This window comes from Kutzneria buriramensis, from assembly GCF_003387475.1.
GTDB classification, from domain to species: domain Bacteria; phylum Actinomycetota; class Actinomycetes; order Mycobacteriales; family Pseudonocardiaceae; genus Kutzneria; species Kutzneria buriramensis.
Genome location: NZ_QUNO01000019.1, coordinates 98,817 through 114,184, shown reverse-complemented (window position 1 = coordinate 114,184; position 15,368 = coordinate 98,817). Strand labels below are relative to the sequence as shown.

Here is a 15,368-nt window from a genome sequence, read left to right as displayed (position 1 = left end):
CCGTGATCACGACTCCGGACGTGCAGACGCTGCGGGGCGCGGTGGCGCTCGGGGCGCGCGCGCCGTCCATCCACAACTCGCAGCCGTGGCGCTGGCTGCTGGGCACGACCTCGCTGCACCTGTACGCCGACGCCTCGCGCCTGTTGCCGGCGACCGACCCGGACGGCCGGGACCTGATGCTGTCCTGTGGCGCCGCACTGCACCACGTTCAAGTCGCCCTCGCGGCATCGGGCTGGGCCTCGCAGGTGCACCGGTTCCCCAACCCCAACCAGCCCGACCACCTGGCCGCGGTGGAGTTCATGCCCCGCGAGCCCGTACGGGACGACGTCGCACTGGCCGCGGCGATCCAGCGCCGCCGCACCGACCGCCGCCGCTACACCTCCTGGCCGGTTCCGGCCGAGCTGCTCGACGACCTCGCCCGCACCGCCGGCACCTTCGGCACCGTGCTGATGCCCGCCACCGACCCGGACGACCGCTACCAGCTCGTCAAAGCGCTCGCCGAGGCCTCGACGCGACAGGAGGCCGATGTCGCCTACGCCGCTGAGCTGGCCACCTGGACCGGGCGCAGCCCGTTCGTCACCGAGGGCGTGCCGGCGACGAACATCCCGGCCGAACGCCGCCACGGCGACACCACCATGCGGGCCTTCCCCAACGGCCAGCTCACCGAACGCGGCGACAAGTGGGAGGACGACGCCGGCGAGCTGCTGGTGTTGGCCACGTCCACCGACAACACCGATGCCCGCCTGCGTGCCGGCGAGGCAATGAGCGCGATCCTGTTGTGGGCCACGGACTTCCGCATGGCCACCTGCCCGCTCAGCCAGGTGCTGGAGGTCGAGGCGACCCGGAACCTGGTGCGCGACCGCGTGCTGGACGGCTTCGGCGTGCCGCAGATCGTGCTGCGGATCGGCTGGGCGCCGGTCAACGCGGCCCCGCTGCCGGCCACCCCGCGGCGCCCCGTCGACGACATCCTTGGGAGGCAAGAACAATGAGCGTGAAGGTCGGTGTCAACGGGTTCGGCCGGATCGGCCGGGACTTCCTGCGCTGCGTTCTCTACCGCAACGACGGCGTGCTGGACGTGGTAGCCGTCAACGACATCACCGCGCCGTCGGTGCTGGCCAACCTGCTGCGCTACGACTCCACCTACGGCCAGCTGAGCCAGGAGATCACCTTCGACGACCACTCGATCACCGTCGACGGCCGTCGGATCCAGGTCTGGTCCGAGCGCGAGCCCGGCCTGATCCCGTGGCACGAGGCGAATGTCGACATCGTCATCGAGTCCACCGGCCGGTTCCGCACCCGCGAGGCCGCCGCCGGGCACCTGGACCACAGCGTCCGGAAGGTGCTGCTCTCCTCCCCCGGCAAGGGCGTGGACGTCACGATCGTGCTCGGCGTGAACTACGACGACTACGACCAGCACCGCCACCACATCATCTCCAACGCCTCGTGCACCACCAACTGCGTGGCCCCGATGGTCGAGGTGCTGCACCGGGCGTTCGGCGTGCGCCGCGGCATGATGACGACCATCCACAGCTACACCAACGACCAGGCGCTGCTGGACGGCCCGCACAAGGACCCGCGCCGCGGCCGGTCGGCGGCGCTGAGCCTGATACCGACCACCACCGGCGCCGCCAAGGCCGTCGGCGAGGTGCTGCCCGAGCTGGCCGGCAGGCTCGACGGCGTGGCGATCCGGGTGCCGGTCGAGGACGGCTCGCTCACCGACCTGGCGGTCGAGCTGGAGCAGCCGGTCACCGTCGCGCAGGTCAACCGCGCGTTCGCCAACGCGGCCAGCAGCTATCTCAAGGGCTACCTGCGCTACAACGAGGACCCGATCGTGTCCCGGGACGTCATCGGCGACCCGTCGTCGTGCGTGTTCGACGCCACGCTGACCCAGGCCGACGGCCACCTGGTCAAGGTCTTCGGCTGGTACGACAACGAGTGGGGCTACACCAGCCGCCTGGTCGACCTCACCGAGCACGTCGCCCAGCTGCTGTGATGGACGCCTTCGGCCTGGACGGCCTCGACGAGCTGGTGCGGGCGCTGATCGCCGACGGCCACCGGGTGATCGGCCCGCGGCGGCGCGACGACGCCATCGTGCTCGACGACGTCACCGGTGTCGCCGATCTGCCGTCCGGCTGGGGAGTCGAGGTCGCGCCGGGCCGCTACCGCCTGCACCGCCGGGGCGACGACGCCCTGTTCCGCCACTCGGCCGGGCCGCAGTCGTGGAAGCGGTTCGTGCATCCTCCTCGGCGCAAGCTCTGGGAGACGACGGACGTCGGCTTCGCAGCCGCTCCCGACGACGAGCGCAGGCTCGCGTTCCTCGGTGTTCGCGGCTGCGACCTGGCGGCGCTCGGCGTGCTGGGTCGCGTCCTCGGCGCCAGGTCCCGGCCGTTCATCGTGGCCGTGGACTGCACGGAACCCGGCGGGCTGTGCTTCTGCGCCAGCACGGGCACCGGCCCGAGCGTCGGCCCCGGCTACGACCTGGCGTTGACCGAACGTCTCGACGACACCGGTCACTGGTTCCTCGCCGACGCCGGCAGCGAGGACGGCGAGCGCATCCTGGCCGCCGTCACCCGCCGCCCGGCCACCGCCGACGAGGTCGCGGGGGCGCTGCGGGACGTCACGGCGGCCGCCGGCAGGATGGGCCGGCAGATGCCGGCGCTGGACCTGCGGCAGCTCCTGCACGACAGCCGGCAGGCCCAGCACTGGAACGACGTCGCCGAGCGCTGCCTGACCTGCGGCAACTGCACGATGGTGTGCCCGACCTGCTTCTGCACCACCACCGAGGACGTCACCGACCTGACCGGCGACCACGCCGAGCGCTGGGAGCACTGGGCCTCCTGCTTCGAGGTCGACTTCTCGTACCTGCACGGCGGCAGCGTCCGCACCTCGGCCGCGAGCCGCTACCGGCAGTGGCTGTCGCACAAACTCGGCACCTGGCACGACCAGTTCGGCGAGTCCGGCTGCGTCGGCTGCGGCCGGTGCATCGCCTGGTGCCCGGTCGGGATCGACATCACCGCCGAGGTGGCCGCGCTGGCGGCGGAGAGGAGTGGTGACGATGTCGATGTTTGACCAGCTCAGCGCGTTCGCGCTGCTGTCCGGGATGTCGCCGACGCACATCGCGGTGCTGTCCAGCGCGGCCAAAGAGGTCTCGTTCGCCGCGGGCGACCGGCTGTTCCACGAGGGCGCGCCGGCCAAGGGCTGCTGGCTCGTGCAGCGCGGCTGCGTCGCCGTGGACGCCGCGGTCCCCGGTCGTGGGTCGGTGGTCGTGCAGACCGTCGGGCCGGGCGAGGTGGTCGGCTGGTCGTGGCTGATCACGCCGGCGAGGTGGCACTTCGGGGCGATCGCGGTCGCCCCGACGGTGGCCATCGAGCTGGACACCGACCAGCTGAAGGCGTTCGCCGAGCACGATTCGTCCTTCGGCTACCCCATCGCGGTGGCGCTGCTGACGATGGTGCTCGACCGGCTCCAGACCACCCGGGCCCGGCTGCTCGATCTGTACCGCAATCCCGCCGACACGCCGATGAGCCCGCTGTGACGGAGATGCTGCCCGCGCGGTACGTGGTCACCGGGAGGACCGTGGAGACGGCCGACTCCGTGACGCTGCGGCTGGAGCCGCTGGAGCGGCCGATCCCCCGGTTCCAGCCGGGGCAGTTCACCATGCTGTACGCGCGCGGTGTCGGCGAGATCGCGGTGTCGATCAGCGGCGATCCGTCCGTTGTGGACTCCGCGCTGACCCAGACCGTCCGGGCCGTCGGCGCGGTGAGCCGCGCGCTGCATGACGCCAAGCCCGGCACCGTGGTCGGCGTGCGCGGCCCGTACGGCGTGGGCTGGCAGCCGTCGCTGGCGTGGGAGCGGGACGTGTTGGTCGTCGCGGGTGGCGTCGGCCTTGCGCCGCTACGCCCGGTCGTGCTGACGGTGTTGGCCCAGCGCTGGCGCTATCGACGGCTGATCGTCGTCGCCGGAGCCCGCACACCGCGGGAGTTCCTGTACTCCGACGAGCTCAAGTGGTGGTCGTCGCGGGACGACCTGGCGCTGGAGCTGACCGTCGACCACGCCGCCGACGGCTGGACCGGGCAGGTCGGGTTCGTCACCCAGCCGCTGGCTCGGCTGCCGCTCGATCCGGCCGCCACCACGGCGTTCGTCTGCGGCCCGGAGCCGATGATGCGGTTCAGCGCGGAGACCCTGCTGCGGCGCGGAGTTCCCGCTGACCGGATCCGGATCTCGTTGGAGCGCAACATGAAGTGCGGAATCGGGCAGTGCGGGCACTGCCAGCTCGGGCCGCTGCTGGTGTGTCGGGACGGCCCGGTGGTCGACTACGCCAGGGCCGCGGAACTGTTGTCCGTCAGGGAGTTGTGATGACACCGCCCACGCTGGCCGTGTGGAAGTTCACCTCGTGCGACGGCTGCCAGCTGACCCTGCTCGACTGCGAGGACGAGCTGCTCACCCTGGCCGGCGCCGTGCGCATCGCGCGGTTCACCGAGGCCAGCAGCGCCATCTCGCCCGGCCCGTACGACGTGTCCCTGGTGGAGGGCTCCATAACCACGCCCGAGGAGGCCGAGCGGATCCGCGAGGTGCGGGCGCAGTCGCGGGTGCTGGTGGTGATCGGGGCGTGCGCGACCGCCGGCGGCATCCAGGCGCTGCGCAACTTCGCCGACGTCGAGGAGTTCCGGTCGCTGGTGTACGCGAGCCCCCAGCACATCGGGACCCTCGCGACGTCCACACCGATCTCCGCGCACGTGGCCGTCGACTACGAGCTGCGAGGCTGTCCCATCGACCGGCGCCAGCTGTTGGAGGTGCTGTCGGCGTTCCTGGTGGGGCGCAAGCCCGACCTGCCGGACGCGAGCGTCTGCACCGAGTGCAAGCGGCGCGGGCTGACCTGCGTGATGGTCGCCGACGGCACGCCGTGCCTCGGCCCGGTCACGCACGCCGGCTGCGGAGCGCTGTGCCCGGCGTACCGGCGCGGATGCTTCGGTTGCTTCGGGCCGGTGCAGGATCCCAACATCGCGGCGCTGACTGCGCAGCTGCGCGCCTGCGGCCTGTCCGAGGAGGCCATCGACCGCGCGTTCCGCACGTTCACCCACTTCCGTCAGGAGACGGCGACATGAGCCATCGCGCGCGTCAGCTCCGGGTCAGCGCGCTGGCCCGCGTCGAGGGCGAGGGGGCGCTCAACGTGGTCGTCCGGGACGGCTCCGTGGAACGCACCGAGCTCCGGATCTACGAGCCACCACGGTTCTTCGAGGCGCTGCTGCGGGGCCGCGCGCACACCGAGCCGCCGGACATCACCGCCCGCATCTGCGGCATCTGCCCCGTCGCCTACCAGCTCAGCGCCTGTCACGCCATCGAGGACGCCTGCGGCGTGACCGTGCCCGAGCCGGTCGAGGCGCTGCGCCGGCTCCTCTATTGCGGCGAGTGGATCTCCAGCCACGCGCTGCACATCCACCTCCTGCACGCCCCCGACTTCCTGGGCTATCCCGACGCCATCACCATGGCCGCCGACCACCGCGACGCCGTGGAACGCGGCCTGGCGCTGAAGAAGGTCGGCAACGCGCTGCTGGAGGCCGTCGGCGGCCGCGCGATCCATCCGGTCAACGTGCGCGTGGGCGGGTTCTACCGGGCACCGACCCGTGCGGAGCTGGCGCCGGTCGCCGAGCAGCTGACCGCCGTGCTGTACCTCGCGCTGGCGACCGTGCGGTGGGTTGCCGGCTTCGACTTCCCCTCGGTAGAGCTGGACCACGAGCTGCTCGCCGTGCACGAGGACCACCGCTATGCCATCACCCGCGGCCGGCTGGTCTCCGGCGACGGCCTGGACTTCCCGGTGTCGGACTTCTCCTCGCACGTCGTCGAGCACCAGGTGCCGCATTCCACCGCCCTGCACGCTTCCCTGGACGGCCGCCGCTACCTGACCGGACCGTTGGCGCGCTACAGCCTCAATCACGCACAGCTGTCGCCGCTGGCACTTCATGCCGCCGCCGAGGCGGGGCTGGGGCCGTCGTGCCGGAATCCCTTCCGCAGCATCGTGGTCCGAGCCGTGGAGATCGTGTACGCGGTCGAGGAGGCGCTACGGCTGATCTCCGAGTACGAACCGCCGGAACCCGCGCACGTGGACGTTCCGCCGCGGCTCGGCGTCGGGCACGGCGTCACCGAGGCCCCGCGCGGCTTGCTGTACCACCGCTACGGCATCGGCGCCGACGGCCTGCTCACCTCCGCCGTGATCGTGCCGCCGACCTCGCAGAACCAGGCCGCCATCGAGGCCGACCTGCACGCGCTGGTCACCGCCAACCTCGCCCTGCCCGACTCCGAGCTGACGCCCTTGTGCGAGCGGGCGATCCGCAACTACGACCCGTGTATCTCCTGCTCCGCGCACTTCCTCGACCTCACGCGGAGCCCCGCGTGAACGTCGTCATCGGCGTCGGCAACCCTTACCGCCGCGACGACGCCGTCGGCCTCGCCGTCGCCGAAGCGGCCGCCGGTCGTGGCATCAACGCCGTGCAGTCCGACGGCGAGCCCGCCGGTTTGCTCCTCGCCTGGGAAGGCACCGACCTGGCCGTCATCGTCGACGCCGTCGTGTGCGAGCCTGCGACCCCCGGTCGCATCCACCGCACCCCCGCACTGCCGTCCGCCCACGGCGGCACGAGTTCCCACGGCCTCGGCATCCCGGACGCCGTGGCCCTGGCAACCGCCCTCGGCCGCATGCCCCGGCGGTTGATCGTATACGCCGTCGAGGCCGCCGACGTGAGCCTCGGTGTCGGCCTCAGCACCCCCGTGGCCCGGGCAGTGCCATGGCTCGTGGACCGCGTGCTCGCAGACCTGACATGACCAGCGGACGCCGCGCAACTCGAACTTCACCACGAGCACGCACAGATCGAGCGGATCCGGTCGGCTGATCACGGTCTCCCGGAACAACCGTTCGAAGCAGGCGTGTGGACCGCATCATCAGCCATGGCGACAGTCACCTGCACAGCGGACACTCACGAAGCACGGGCGCGCGAAGCCGGTCAGGTGTTCGGGGTGAGGCTGAAGTAGCCCTGCTCCTCCTGCGCGAAGTGCAGCGTCAGCACGGCGTCCAGGCCGTACAGGGTCGCGCGCAGGTCGTCGACCTGGCCCGGCTGCACGGGCCCCTCCGACAGGTGACGGGCCAGCCGGCGCACGAGGCGTTCGATCTCGGCGTGCCCGCGGCTCATCGTGGCGGTGGACTCGCTGCTGCCCAACATCTCCCCCACCGCCGGATACAGCTCGTGCTCCTCCGCCCGCTCGTGCGGCAGCAGGTGGTCGACGAGCAGCCGGTACGCCCGCCGCGTCTCGGTGTCGGAGAGCTCGGTGGCACCGTCGGCGAGCGAGTCGGCCGCTGCACGCACCGCCGCGCGTACGGGCACCAGCAGCTCGTGTTCGCCGGCGAAGCGGCGCAACAGCTCGCGGTCGCGCACGCGGAGCCGCCGGTGACGGTTCGGCAGCAGCGCGCGAAGGCTGTTCAGGATCACCGCCACGTCGATCAGCTCCTGCACGAGCGCGCCGGCAACGGGCGGCAGCAACCCGAACGCGGCGACGCCCATCGCAGCCACGGACAACCCGAGGCCGGTCGCCGCGCTCTGCACGGCGATCCGCCGCGCATGCGACGCCGTCTCCACAGCGTCGGCGAGCGGGTCGATCCGGTCGCTGAGGATCACCGCGTCCGCCGCCTGCGCCGCCGCCGTTGCGCCACGCGCGCTCAAGGCGACGCCGACGTCGGCCGTGGCCAGCGCCGGCGCGTCGTTGAGACCGTCGCCGACCATGAGCGTGACGGCCTGGCTGCGCTCGGCCGCCACCCGCTCGACCTTCGTCTCCGGCGTCGACTCGGCCTGCACGTCGTCGAAACCCAGTAGTCCGCCGACATCGGCAGCGGTATCCACGCGATCGCCGGTGAGCAGCACGATGCGCCGGAGGCCGACGGCGCGCAGGCGACGCAGCGTCCGTGCGGCGTCCAGCCGGATCTCGTCCTTGGCGAGCACCACGCCCGCCGCCTTGCCCCCGATCGTCACCCAGATCGGCGTCGCGCCGTCGAGTGCCGCGCGGCGCAGCGCCGACACTGCCCACCCCGAAGACGGGACCTTCCGTGGCGGCCGGCCCACCGTGACGACCTCACCATCGACGGTGCCGGTCGCCCCCTGCCCGGGTTCCTCGCTGACGTCGGTCGCCGGCGGGATGCCCAGCGGGCGCGCGGCATCGACGATCGCCGAGGCGAGCACGTGCGACGACAGTGTCTCCACCGCGGCGGCGGTCCGCAGCACGGCGTCCCGATCACGGCCGGGAGCGGTCAGCACATCCGTCACCGTCGGCGCGCCGACGGTGACCGTGCCGGTCTTGTCCAACACGGCGGTTTCCGCCCGCCCCAATGCTTCCAGCGCACGGCCGTCACGGACGACGACGCCCTGCCGGCTCGCGCGGGACATGCCGGCGGTGACCGCGATCGGCACGGCCAGCAGCAGCGGACACGGCGTCGCGGTCACGAGCACCGCCACCGCCCGAACCGCGTCCCCGGTCAGCGCCCAGGCGATCGCCGCGATGACGACCGCGAACGGCAGGAACACGGCCGCGTACCGGTCCGCCAGGCGCGCGACCGGGGCGGCGTTCGCGGAGGCGGCGCCGGCCAGCCGGACGATGCCGGCGTACGTGCTCTCGACCGCCGGGCGCACGGCGACGATGTCAACCGCCCCGCCGGCGTTCACCACGCCGCTGCTCACCTGCTCGCCCGCCAGCCGCTCCACCGGCAGCGGTTCGCCGGTCAGCGCGGACTGATCGAACGTGCCGGTCATGGCCAGCCGACCATCGACCGGCACGATCTCGCCCGGCAGCACCACGACGGTGTCGCCGGGCGCCACCCGGTCGACGTCCACGGGCGTCAACTCGTCGCCCACACGCAGCCGGGTCCGCGTCGGCGACCGGTCGAGCAGCGCGCTCAGATCCCGGCCCGCGCGCCGTTCGGCGTACAGCTCCAGCACGCGGCCGGTCGCGAGCATCACTCCGATGACCGCGCCGGCAAGGTACTCGCCGACCGCCAGCGTGCCGCCGAGTGCCAGCACGGCGAGCACGTCAGCGCCGAGACGACCGGCACGCAGGTCGACCACCGCCCACCAGACGGCCGGCACGAGCGCAGCCGCCGCACCGACCGCCCACGCCACGTCGGCCCAGCCGGTGTCGAGTGCCCACAGGACCAGGCCGACAGCGACGGCGGCAGCCGTCAGTACCAGCAACGCTCGCGCGAATCGCTCCATGTCAGTACAGCGGTCCCGGTGTCGCGGGCGCCTCGACCACGTGATGTTCCGTGGCGTGGTGCTCCCTGGCCTTCGCGGTCTGCCGCGCCGGCGTGATCACCACCGGGCAGGTGGCGTGCCGCACGCAGTACGCGGTCACGGACCCGAGCAGCCGCTCCGCCAGCCACGAGTGGCCGTGCCGTCCGAGCACCAGCAGGTCGGCGCCGGCGGAGATGTGCACCAGCGCCCGCGGCGGCCACTGATCGACCATGTGCAGCTGCATGGCGACTCCCTCGGTCGCGCCCCGCACGGCCTCCATGACCCGGTTCTGGTGGGCCTGCCCCTCCGCGAGCGCGGACTCCCTGGCGCGGTAGGGAGTGCCGACCATCGGCGGCGGTCCCTCCACCGGCGGCGGGTCCGTGTGCCACGCGGTCACCACATGCACCTCGGCGCCGCGCTTGCGCGCCTCCTCCAGCGCCCACCGCACCGCATCCACACTTGCGTCCGAACCGTCCACGCCCACGACGATCTTTCCGTTGCCAGCCATCGTTCCTCACTCCTTCCCGACTCCACGGTCGTCCGCCGGCCGGGCGGCCGCCAGCGGCGGGCGGCCCGTGTGCGCCGGGACCTTGGGCCCGGGCCGCCCGGGTTCACACCGTTCGACCGGGTCCGGGCGGGGCTTTGTGCTCTGCTCCCCGGCCGGCGCGCGGAGTGCCATGGAGGTGGCACGACTCCATGGCTGAACGGAGCCAACGATGCGAGTGGAATCGCCGGCGCAGTCGCCGACCGTCGACGTGGAACTCGGCGGAGTGGCCGCCGCCGACAGCGCGGACCGGGTTCGCACCAGGATCCAGTCCCTGGCCAGGTACGCGCCACGGCCGATCATCGCCGCCACGGTCCGGTTCTCGAGCCCCTCCGGCCGCAGGCACACGCTGGTCGCACACGCCACGCTGGCACTGCCCGGCGTCCGCTTGGACGCCTTCGGCACAGGCCCCACCGTCGGCGAGGCGACCGACCAGGTTCGCACCAGACTTCGCCGCCAACTGCTCGATCTGGCGCACGGCCGCCGCAAGCACGCCGCCAGTCCGTCCGCATCGGACGACGAGCAGGCGGTCGCGCGGCACGTGACCCGGATGCCGGCGTGCGCATCGCCCGAACAGGCCGTGCTCGCGCTCGAACAGCTCGGCCTGGAATTCGGCCTGTTCCTCGACACCGCGGCCGGTCGCGAGACGGTGGTGTGGCGCGGCCCCGACGGCCGGCACGAGTTCGCCGCCGCGCAGCCGATCGCGCTGACCGAGGCCGAGGCGATCGAACGCCTGATGCTGACCGGCGAGCCATGGCTGTTCTACACCGACCGGCGGACCGGCCGCGGGCGCATCGCGCACCGGCGCGGGGACCACCGCTACGGACTGATCGTCCCGTAGCCCGACCGGAGGAGGTCGCCATGACCAGGGCACCGATCGTCGCAGCCATCGACGGCTCCGACTCCGCCCGGCAGGCCGTCCTGTGGGCGGCCCAGGAGGCCACCCGTCGGGGCATCGGACTGACGATCGTCCATGTCGCGCCGGATCTCGCCGCCGCGCTGGCGCAGGGCCGTTCGTGGCTCGACGAGACGTCGGCGGCGGCCCGCCGCGCGGCGCCGACCGTCACGACGTCGGCCGAGATGATGTCCGGCTCCGTCGTCGAGACCCTGACCGCGGTGTCGACGTGGGCCGACACGGTGGTGCTCGGCACGCGCGGGATCGGCGGGTTCACCGGCCTGCTCGCCGGGTCCGTGGCCATCGGCGTCTCCACCCGCGCCCGCTGCCCGGTCGTCGTCGTCCGTGCGCCGGCGCCCGCGTCCGGCCCGATCGTGGTCGGCGTCGACGGCGGCAGCGCCGAGGAGGCGACCGAGTGGGCGTTCACCGAGGCCGCCCTCCGTGACGCGCCGCTGATCGCCGTCCACACGTGGACCGAGGGCGCGCTCAGCCGTGGCTGGGACACCGTTCCGTACGTCGTCGACTTCCAGGCGCTCAACGACTCGATGCGCGGCATGCTGTCCGACCGCGTGGCGCCGTGGCGCGAGAAGTTCCCGAGCGTCCGCCTCGACCTGGTCACCGCCCTCGACAACCCGGCACGTGCGCTGGTCGACCAGTCGCGGCACGCACAGCTGGTGGTCGTCGGCACGCGCAGGCACCGCCCGCTCGCCGGTGCGCTGCTCGGTTCCACCAGCCACGCCTTGTTGCACCATGCCGCCTGCCCGGTCGTCGTGGTGCACGCCGATTCGTGAAGGAGGGCCCTATGACTCTGCCCGTGACAGTCGGCATCGACGGCTCCGCCGCCGCGGAACGCGCGCTGGGCTGGGCCGCCTCGGAGGCCGTGCTCCGCCATGCGCCGCTGGACGTCGTGCACGTCAGCCAGCTCGTCACCGTCCCGCCCGGCGTGCCGCCGGCCACCAGCATGAACGCCGCGATGGCCGAGGAACGCCAGAAGTGGCTCGACGAGGCCGCCGCCGTGGTGAAGGCCGTCGCCCCCGAGGTCGCCGTCAGCACCACGCTGATCGACGACCGGGTGCTGGACGGCCTTGCCGGGCGGTCGTCCGGGGCGCAGCTACTCGTGCTCGGCTCGCGCGGTCGCGGCGGCTTCACCGAGCTGCTCGCCGGTTCGGTCGCCGTCGCCCTGTGCGCCCACGCCCGCTGCCCAGTGGCGATCATCCGCGGTTCGATCCCCGACCCCGCCGCACCGGTCGTCGTCGGCATTGACGGCTCCGCCACCGGCGACGCCGCCCTCGCCTTCGCCGTCGACGAGGCGTCACTGCGGTCCGTACCGCTCGTCGCGTACCACGTGTGGAGCGACAACTCGCACCTGCCGGGCGTCCAGGGCCAGCCCTTCGTGCTCGACTGGAACGCCATCCGCGAGGCCGAGGAGAACGTGCTCACCGAGCGCCTCGCCGGCGTGCAGGACCGCTACCCCGAGGTCGAGATCCGGCGCGTCGTCGAACGCGACCGCCCCGCCCACGGCCTCATCCGCCAGTCGTCCCGCGCCCAACTCGTCGTCGTCGGGTCCCGCGGCCGCGGCGGCCTCACCGGGATGCTGCTCGGCTCCACCAGCCACGCGCTCATCCACCACGCCACCTGCCCGGTGGTCGTGGCTCGCTGACCCGGGCGTGAAGGCGGCTCCGCACCAGTGCGGAGCCGCCTTCACGCGTCCTCACACCACCAGCACGTACGCCACGGTGGCGTGCTTCCACGGCACCACGAAGCCCAGGAGGTGGACGAGACCGTGCAGGACGAACAGCACGGCGATCACCCGTCGGACCATGTCAGGCCACCGGGATGTGCGAGGTGGCGATCCGCCTGCGGAACACCCAGTACGTCCAACCCTGGTAGACCAGCACGGCGGGTGTGCCGAACAGCGCCACCCACGACATGACGGTCAGCGTGTACGGGCTCGACGCCGCCCCGGCCACGGTCAGCGAGTAAGCCGGGTCCACTGTGGACGGCAGGACGTCCGGGTAGAGCGATCCGAACAGGGTCACCACGGCCGCGGCGACGGCCACCCCCAGCAGGGCGAAGGCCTGCCCCTCGCGGCCGGCCATCAGCCGGCTCACCGCCAGCAGCGCGGCGGCGACGACCACCAGGAGCGGAATCCAGGTCAGGGTGGAGCCCCGCGAGAACTGGACGACCAGCAGCACCGCCGCGAGCGGCAGCAGGGCGATCGGAGCGACTCGGAGCGCCAACCGGCGCGCCCGCTCGCGAATGTCGCCGTCGGTCTTCAGGGCCAGGAAAACGGCGCCGTGGACCAGGGCGAAGCCGGCCACCGCCAACGCTCCGAGCAGCGCCTGCCACGACACGACGGCCAGCGGCCCGCCGACGCGGTCGCCGTGGGCGTCCAGCGGAATGCCGGTGACGTTGGCGGTCAGCACGAGCCCGACGCCGATGGCGGCCACCCACGAGCACACGAAGATCACCGTGTCCCAGGTCCGCCGCCACCGGTCGGAGTCGATCTTCCCCCGGTACTCGAACGCCACGCCCCGCCCGATCAGGGCCACGAGGAACAGCACCAGCGGCAGGTACGAGGCGCTGAACAGGGAGGCGTACCAGCCCGGGAAGGCGGCGAACGTCGCGCCGCCGGCGACCAGCAGCCACACCTCGTTGCCGTCCCACACGGGGCCGATGGTGTTGATGAGGACCCGGCGCTCGGTGTCGGTCCGCCCCAGCACGGGCAGCAGCATGCCGACGCCGAAGTCGAAGCCCTCCAGGAACAGGTAGCCCAGCCACAGCAGGGCGATCACGCAGAACCACAGCACGGGAAGGTTCACCGCGGTCTCCTAGTACGCGAAGGTGAAGACGTCGGAGGAGGGGGTGTCGTCGGGCTCGTCGAGCTCGACCGGCTTGCGCACGGCCCGCACCACCAACACGGCCTCGACGACGGCGAGAATGCCGTACACGAAACTCAGCACGAGCACGGACGTGAGCGCCTCGCCGGCGGTCAGCGAGCCGGAGACGGCCTGGGCGGTGAACATCCACACACCGTCCACTCCGGACGGATTGGGGGCCACCACGAACGGCTGCCGGCCCATCTCCGTGAAGATCCACCCCAAGGCGTTGGCCAGAAACGGAGTGGCGACGCCGATCAGGGCCAGCCGCACGAACCACCGGCCGGGACTGCGTCCGCGCCGGATCAGCCACAGCGCCAGCGCGCAGCCGGCGGCCGCGAGCAGGCCGAAACCGATCATCAGCCGGAACGCCCAGTACGTCACCGGCAGCACCGGCACGTAGTCGACGGCGGCGCCGTTCGGATAGGTGGCCCCGTACTTGGCGCGGTACTGCGCGACGAGGTCTGTGACGCCGGTGACCTTGCTGCCCGGATCGGAGTTGGCCAGGAAGCTCAGCAGCCCCGGCAGCTCGATGCTCTTGACGCTCTCGCAGTTGGGCTGGGACACGTCGCCGATCGCGAACACCGAGAACCCGGCCGGCTGCTCGGTGTGGCACAGCGCCTCGGCGGCGGCCATCTTCATCGGCTGCTGCTGGAACATCAGCTTCGCCTGCGCGTCGCCGGAGATCGCCACCGCGAGGAAGGCGGCCACGCCGACCCACGCGCCCAGCTTCAGCGACGACCGGAACACCCCGCCGTCGGTCTTGGCCTTCCACAGCCGCCAGGCGGAGATGCCCACCAGCACAGTGCCGGCGACGGCGAACGCGCCGGCCAGGGTGTGCGGGAAGGTGGCCAGCACGGTGGAATTCCCCAGCACCGCCCAGATGTCGGTGAGCCGGGGCTTGCCGTCGACCAGCTGCACGCCGACCGGGTGCTGCATCCACGAGTTGGCCGCCAGGATGAAGTACGCGGACACGTTGGTGGCCAGGGCCGCGGCCCAGATGCAGGCCAGGTGCACCCCCTTGGACAGCCGGTCCCAGCCGAAGATCCACAGCCCCAGGAAGGTCGACTCGACGAAGAACGCGATCAGGCCCTCCATCGCCAGCGGCGCGCCGAACACGTCGCCGACGAACCGGGAGTAGTCGCTCCAGGCCATGCCGAACTGGAACTCCTGCACGATGCCGGTGACCACGCCCATGGCGAAGTTGATCAGCAGGATCCGGCCCCAGAACCGGGTCATCGCCAGGTACCGGGGATTGCCGGTGCGCACCCACGCGGTCTGCATGCCCGCGACCAGGATGGCCAGGCCGATGGTCAGCGGGACCATCACGAAGTGGTACACGGTGAGGATCGCGAACTGCCACCGCGCGATGTCGAGCACGTTCACCGGTCATCCCTGCCGTTCAGGGACTTCTCGTCATGCAGCGCGTCGACACAGCCGGTCAGCAAGGCACCGGAGCGGATCGACGACACGCGGTGCCGCAGGCCGTCCGGGACCGGCGGCTTGTCGTGCCAGCCCGGACCGGTCAGCACGACCGGCACCCCGGCGCGGACACCGCAGACCGCGCCGAACTCACGGGCGGTCAACTCCCGCTCGTCGCGGACGGCGACCACCATGGCGGTGGGCCCCCGGCCTTCCAGCGGGCAGCCGCCGGCCACGACGCCCTTGCAGACGTCGGTGCTGCTGTTGTGGCAGGTGCTCACGACGCAGCCGAGGTAGCGCAGCTTGAGGGCCAGCTCGGCGGACTGGCCCGGGTTCTGTTCCGTCACAAGGACATGCATGGC

The 15,368-nt window shown here is 72.3% G+C and carries 16 protein-coding genes; 11 read left to right on the top strand and 5 right to left on the bottom strand.

Translation table 11 applies throughout. The annotated features are described in order from the left end of the window. Positions 1 to 2: 2 nt before the first annotated feature. Genes BCF44_RS42720 through BCF44_RS42685 form a run of 8 tightly spaced genes read left to right on the top strand, consistent with a single transcriptional unit; the run spans position 3 to position 6,816 of the window. Complete coding sequence (locus BCF44_RS42720; RefSeq protein WP_342775715.1) at positions 3 to 989, top strand: Acg family FMN-binding oxidoreductase; 987 nt, start codon at positions 3 to 5, stop codon at positions 987 to 989. Beyond that, positions 986 to 1,993, top strand: coding sequence for a type I glyceraldehyde-3-phosphate dehydrogenase (gap, locus tag BCF44_RS42715; protein ID WP_116180224.1), 1,008 nt, complete (start codon positions 986 to 988; stop codon positions 1,991 to 1,993). Before BCF44_RS42720 ends, gap begins: the two co-directional genes overlap by 4 nt. After that, entirely contained in the window at positions 1,993 to 3,069 is a 1,077-nt protein-coding gene (locus BCF44_RS42710) for a 4Fe-4S dicluster domain-containing protein (RefSeq protein WP_116180223.1), read from the top strand. The genes gap and BCF44_RS42710 overlap by 1 nt, the downstream gene beginning before the upstream one ends. Continuing rightward, positions 3,056 to 3,535, top strand: a complete 480-nt coding sequence (locus BCF44_RS42705) for a Crp/Fnr family transcriptional regulator (protein ID WP_116180222.1) — start codon at positions 3,056 to 3,058, stop codon at positions 3,533 to 3,535. The genes BCF44_RS42710 and BCF44_RS42705 overlap by 14 nt, the downstream gene beginning before the upstream one ends. A gap of 5 nt (positions 3,536 to 3,540) precedes the next feature. Beyond that, positions 3,541 to 4,356, top strand: coding sequence for an FAD/NAD(P)-binding protein (locus BCF44_RS42700; protein ID WP_116180338.1), 816 nt, complete (start codon positions 3,541 to 3,543; stop codon positions 4,354 to 4,356). Beyond that, positions 4,356 to 5,105: an NADH-quinone oxidoreductase subunit B family protein gene (locus tag BCF44_RS42695; protein WP_116180221.1), complete on the top strand. Its 750-nt coding sequence runs from the start codon at positions 4,356 to 4,358 to the stop codon at positions 5,103 to 5,105. The genes BCF44_RS42700 and BCF44_RS42695 overlap by 1 nt, the downstream gene beginning before the upstream one ends. Continuing rightward, positions 5,102 to 6,394, top strand: coding sequence for a Ni/Fe hydrogenase subunit alpha (locus BCF44_RS42690; protein ID WP_116180220.1), 1,293 nt, complete (start codon positions 5,102 to 5,104; stop codon positions 6,392 to 6,394). Before BCF44_RS42695 ends, BCF44_RS42690 begins: the two co-directional genes overlap by 4 nt. Then, positions 6,391 to 6,816: a hydrogenase maturation protease gene (locus BCF44_RS42685; RefSeq protein WP_211353484.1), complete on the top strand. Its 426-nt coding sequence runs from the start codon at positions 6,391 to 6,393 to the stop codon at positions 6,814 to 6,816. Before BCF44_RS42690 ends, BCF44_RS42685 begins: the two co-directional genes overlap by 4 nt. A gap of 179 nt (positions 6,817 to 6,995) precedes the next feature. Here BCF44_RS42685 and BCF44_RS42680 read toward each other — a convergent pair whose 3' ends face one another. Together BCF44_RS42680 and BCF44_RS42675 are read right to left on the bottom strand one after the other, a co-directional pair. Continuing rightward, entirely contained in the window at positions 6,996 to 9,248 is a 2,253-nt protein-coding gene (locus BCF44_RS42680) for a heavy metal translocating P-type ATPase (RefSeq protein ID WP_116180219.1), read from the bottom strand. Position 9,249: 1 nt separating this feature from the next. Then, positions 9,250 to 9,774, bottom strand: a complete 525-nt coding sequence (locus tag BCF44_RS42675; RefSeq protein WP_116180218.1) for a universal stress protein — start codon at positions 9,772 to 9,774, stop codon at positions 9,250 to 9,252. A gap of 208 nt (positions 9,775 to 9,982) precedes the next feature. On the opposite strand from BCF44_RS42675, the gene BCF44_RS42670 reads away from it, so the two are divergent. Genes BCF44_RS42670 through BCF44_RS42660 form a run of 3 tightly spaced genes read left to right on the top strand, consistent with a single transcriptional unit; the run spans position 9,983 to position 12,365 of the window. Beyond that, positions 9,983 to 10,651 carry an HPF/RaiA family ribosome-associated protein gene (locus BCF44_RS42670; protein WP_147328851.1) on the top strand — a complete coding sequence of 223 codons (669 nt, stop codon included), beginning with the start codon at positions 9,983 to 9,985 and terminating at the stop codon, positions 10,649 to 10,651. A gap of 20 nt (positions 10,652 to 10,671) precedes the next feature. Then, on the top strand, positions 10,672 to 11,496 hold the full coding sequence (locus BCF44_RS42665) for a universal stress protein (RefSeq protein ID WP_116180216.1): 825 nt from the start codon (positions 10,672 to 10,674) through the stop codon (positions 11,494 to 11,496). 11 nt (positions 11,497 to 11,507) lie between these two features. Further along, complete coding sequence (locus BCF44_RS42660) at positions 11,508 to 12,365, top strand: universal stress protein (protein WP_116180215.1); 858 nt, start codon at positions 11,508 to 11,510, stop codon at positions 12,363 to 12,365. A gap of 163 nt (positions 12,366 to 12,528) precedes the next feature. Here the strand turns inward: BCF44_RS42660 and cydB are convergent, their stop codons facing one another. From cydB to BCF44_RS42645, 3 genes are read right to left on the bottom strand one after another with little or no spacing between them, the layout of a single operon-like run. After that, positions 12,529 to 13,527 carry a cytochrome d ubiquinol oxidase subunit II gene (gene cydB / locus BCF44_RS42655; protein WP_116180214.1) on the bottom strand — a complete coding sequence of 333 codons (999 nt, stop codon included), beginning with the start codon at positions 13,525 to 13,527 and terminating at the stop codon, positions 12,529 to 12,531. A 9-nt stretch (positions 13,528 to 13,536) separates the two neighbouring features. Then, complete coding sequence (locus BCF44_RS42650) at positions 13,537 to 14,970, bottom strand: cytochrome ubiquinol oxidase subunit I (protein ID WP_116180213.1); 1,434 nt, start codon at positions 14,968 to 14,970, stop codon at positions 13,537 to 13,539. Then, a complete protein-coding gene (locus BCF44_RS42645; RefSeq protein ID WP_147328850.1) occupies positions 14,967 to 15,365 on the bottom strand; it encodes a hypothetical protein in 399 nt (132 codons plus the stop codon). The genes BCF44_RS42650 and BCF44_RS42645 overlap by 4 nt, the downstream gene beginning before the upstream one ends. Positions 15,366 to 15,368 lie beyond the last annotated feature (3 nt).